This is a genomic window from Protofrankia sp. CiP1_Cm_nod2 (assembly GCF_920664355.1).
Taxonomy (GTDB): domain Bacteria; phylum Actinomycetota; class Actinomycetes; order Frankiales; family Frankiaceae; genus Protofrankia.
Genome location: NZ_CAKKTL010000187.1, coordinates 1 through 3,999 on the forward strand (window position 1 = coordinate 1; position 3,999 = coordinate 3,999).

Below are 3,999 nucleotides of genomic sequence, written 5' to 3' on the forward strand. Positions count from 1 at the left end.
GCCGCGTAGTAGCGGGGCCGCAGCGCCACGCCGGCCGCGAGCAGCCCGGCCACGCCCGTCCACGCGGCGGTGTGCCAGCGCCGGGCCCACCGCCGCACCCGCTCGGCGGGGCCCGCGGCCAGCAGGACGGCGAGCCAGCCGGCGAGCACGGGCACCAGCGGCCACGGCCCCCGCCCGTCACCGGCACCGATGCCCACCGCGACACCGCCCCAGCCGGCCAGCAGCAGGGCTGTCGTCCCCCGGTCCGGGTGGCCCGGCGGCGCCCACCCGGGTGCGGTGGCCGGATCGCCCGTCCGGGCGGGTATGGGCACGTCCATGACGTGCACCCTGCCAGAGCGCACGTCCACGGCGTGCGCCCTGCCAGAGCGCACGTCCACGGCGTGCGCCCTGCCGGAGGCGCGGGTCACCGGCGTGCACGCCGTCGTCGGCGGGCGGGGCACGGCCTGGCCGGCAGGGAGCGGGAGCCGGGCTGTCGCGGCCGGCCCGCCGTGGCCGTCAGGGGGCGCAGGCGGGCGGCTGTGGGGGCCGTGCCAGACTGAGAAGCCGAAGCCGGATCATCGTCCACCGGCTTTGCTGGTATGTCGCGCGGATGACTATCGCGTGCGAAGGTGAGGAGAGGTCAGGCACAGTGGCCGAAAAGCCCGAGGTCGTCGTTATCGGAGCCGGACCGGCAGGTCTTACAGCAGGCTGGGAGCTGGTCAAACGGGACGTGCCCGTAACGGTCCTCGAAGGTGACTCGGTGGTGGGTGGGATCAGCCGTACCGCGCAGCGCGAAGGCTGGCGGTTCGACATCGGCGGGCACCGGTTCTTCACCAAGGTCCCCGAGGTCGAGGCGCTCTGGCACGAGATCCTGCCCGACGAGGACTTCCTGATGCGCCCGCGCTCGAGCCGCATCATCTACGACGGCAAACTGTTCGACTACCCGCTGCGCGCCGGCAACGCCCTGCGCGGCCTGGGCCTCCTGGAGGCCGCGCGCTGCATCTTCTCCTACTTCTGGGTGCGGGTCCGCCCGCCGAAGGACCAGACGAAAATCGAGGGCTGGGTCGCGGCCCGTTTCGGCTGGCGCCTCTACCGGATCTTCTTCAAGACCTACACCGAGAAGCTGTGGGGCGTGCCGGCGGACACGATCGAGGCGGACTGGGCCGCGCAGCGCATCAAGAACCTCTCGCTGTTCAACGCGATTGTGAACGCGGTCACGCCGAAACGGAACCAGAAGGACATCACCTCCCTCATCGAGGAGTTCCAGTACCCGAAGTACGGGCCCGGAATGATGTGGGAAGCCGCCGCCGACAAGATCGTCGACCGGGGCGGGAAGATCGTCTTCGAGGAGAAGGTCCGCGCGATCCACCACGAGGGCGGCCGGGCGACCGGGGTGACCACGGTGGTCACCGGCGGGTACGGCCCGGGCGCGGGCGCGCCGGAGGCGTCCCGGACCGACATCGGCAGTGAGCACCACTACGACGCGGACGAGATCGTCTCGTCGATGCCGTTCTCCTCCCTGGTCCGCGCGATGGATCCGCCCGCCCCCGCGCACGTCCTGGCGGCCGCGGAGGCGCTACGCTACCGGGACTTCCTCACCGTCGCGCTCGTGGTGCCCGAATCCGCCGGTTTCCCGGACAACTGGATTTACATCCATTCCCCCGAGCTCCAGGTCGGGCGTATCCAGAACTTCGCGTCGTGGTCGCCCTTCCTGGTGAAGGAAGGACGCACCTGCCTCGGGCTGGAGTACTTCGTCTTCGAGGGTGACGAGACCTGGTCGATGGCCGACGACGACCTGATCGCGCTCGCCTCCAAGGAGCTCGCGGCCCTCGGCCTGGTCCCGGCGGACCAGGTGGAGGGCGGTTTCGTGGTGCGCATGCCGAAGGCCTACCCGTTCTACGACGCCGAGTACAAGAAGAACGTCGACATCATGCGCGGCTGGCTCGCCGAGGCCGCCCCGAACGTCTATCCGGTCGGCCGCAACGGCATGCACCGCTACAACAACCAGGACCACTCGATGTACACCGCTCTGCTCAGCGTGCAGAACATGGTGGACGGCACCAGCCACGACGTGTGGGGCGTCAATGTCGAGGAGGACTACCACGAGGAAGTCTCCCCGGGTTACACCGGCACCAAAGCGTCGCACTGACCTCGGTTCACGGGACTGGAGGATCTGACCGTGACCGATGTCGCGGTTCGGCCGCTGGCGAACATCCCCGACCCGGCCGACGCGGGCCTGAGGCGTCCTGACCGGACGGCTGTCCTGTTCAGGGCGGCACTGCTCGTCATTGTTGTCGCGGCGGTGGCGGCGCGTTTCTCCGCCCGGCAGGCGTTGTGGCTGGACGAGGCCCAGAGCGTGGCCATCGCCCGGCTCCCGCTGACCGGGCCGGGCCTGACGCTGTTCGACGGCCTGCGCCAGGACGGCTCACCACCGCTGTACTACCTGCTGCTGCACGGCTGGGCCGAGCTGTTCGGGACCGGCGCGTTCGCGGTACGGGCGCTGTCGGCGCTGGTGAACCTGGCCGCGGCCGGGCCGCTGTACCTGCTGGCCCGGCGGGTGGTCGGGGCACGTGCCGCGTGGGTGGCGGTGGTGCTCTACCTCACCTCGCCGTTCGCGCTGTACTTCGCGACCGAGACCCGGATGTACAGCCTGGTCGTGCTGCTGACCGCGGCCGGCGGGCTGGCGCTGGAGAGCACCCTGCGCCGGCGCTCGGCCGGGCCGGCCGTCGCGCTGGCGGTGTGCTCCGGCCTGCTGGCCCTGACCCACTACTGGTGCTTCTACCTGCTGTGCACGGTGGTCGGCTGGCTGCTGCTGGTCACGGCCCGGCCGCGGCCGGGCTGGGGCCGGCGGGCGCCGCTGACCGCTCTCGGCGGCATCGCCGGCGGGGCGGTGGTGTTCGCCCCCTGGCTGGGTGGCTTCCAGTACCAGCTGGCGCACACCGGGACGCCGTGGGGCGAGCCGGCGACGTTCGCGGCGATCGCGCACGCCTACGGGCAGTGGGCGGGCGGCCCGACCACCGGCGGGCGCACGCTGCTGTTCCTCATCACCGGCCTCGCCGCCGCCGGGATCGCCGGCCGGGCGATCGACGGCCGGTACGTGATGGTGGACCTGCGGGGGCTCGAACCCGGGCGGACGCTGTTCTTCCTGGCCACCGTCACGCTCGTGGTGGCCGTCGCCGTGGGCAAGGTGGTGGGCAACGCCTGGGCCGACCGGTACACCGCCACCGCGTTCGTCCCGTTCCTGCTGGTGATCGGCCTCGGGGCGACCGTCCTCGTCGACAGCCGGCTGTTCCGGGGTGTCGTCCTGGCGTGCGCGTTGCTCGGGCTCATCGGCGGCTACACCGACCTCTCCCGCGCCCGCACCCAGGCCGAGCAGGCCGCGGGCGTGCTCGAGCGCCTCGGGCGGCCCGGTGACGTGCTGCTGGTCTGCCCGGACCAGCTCGGCCCGGGCCTGGCCCGCACGGTCCCGCCGTGGATGCGGGTGTACGTCGTCCCGACCTACGCCCCACCCGACCGGGTCAACTGGACCGACTACGAGGACCGCAACACCACCGCCAACGGGGTGGCCGTCGCGGACCGGGCGCTGGCGGAGGCGGGCCCCGGCAACACCGTCTTCCTCGCCGGCTCGGGCGCGTACCGCACCTACGAGACCCTGTGCACCCAGGTGCGCGGACGTCTCGAGGCGCGGCGCCCGCGCGTCGACCAGGTCATGGAACAGGGCCAGTCAGCCAGGGTCTGGGAGAACTTCGCCCTGCTGCGCTTCCAGCCGTGACTGCCGGGACACGCTGGTGGATCCTCGGTCGGACGGGACGGCGGCCGCTGCCCGTATGACGGTGGCCGCCCACCGCGTGCGCACGCGTCGCGCGCGTGCCGCGTCCCGGCAGGACGGCGCCGTCCTGCCGGGATGTCCGCCCGCGCAGACCGCGCAGACCGCGCAGACCGCCGGGCGGACGCCGAGACTCGCGGCGATCTCACGCCGCTGGCGCGGTTGGCGCGCCGGACGGGCCGTGGGACGCTCCG

2 protein-coding genes and 2 pseudogenes are annotated in these 3,999 nt (G+C 72.5%); 3 read left to right on the forward strand and 1 reads right to left on the reverse strand.

Annotation, left to right across the window (positions count from 1 at the left end; all coding sequences use genetic code 11):
- A pseudogene (locus tag NBW84_RS18220) lies at window positions 1-407 on the reverse strand (hypothetical protein); the annotation flags it as partial.
- A gap of 221 nt (window positions 408-628) precedes the next feature.
- On the opposite strand from NBW84_RS18220, the gene NBW84_RS18225 reads away from it, so the two are divergent.
- The 3 genes and pseudogenes from NBW84_RS18225 to NBW84_RS18235 all read left to right on the forward strand — a co-directional run.
- The gene (locus NBW84_RS18225; protein WP_250285938.1) at window positions 629-2,128 is read left to right on the forward strand and encodes an NAD(P)/FAD-dependent oxidoreductase; all 1,500 of its coding nucleotides are present in this window, start codon (window positions 629-631) and stop codon (window positions 2,126-2,128) included.
- 30 nt (window positions 2,129-2,158) lie between these two features.
- Window positions 2,159-3,751, forward strand: coding sequence for a glycosyltransferase family 39 protein (locus NBW84_RS18230; RefSeq protein ID WP_250285939.1), 1,593 nt, complete (start codon window positions 2,159-2,161; stop codon window positions 3,749-3,751).
- A 16-nt stretch (window positions 3,752-3,767) separates the two neighbouring features.
- Window positions 3,768-3,999: pseudogene (locus NBW84_RS18235) on the forward strand (hypothetical protein); the annotation flags it as partial.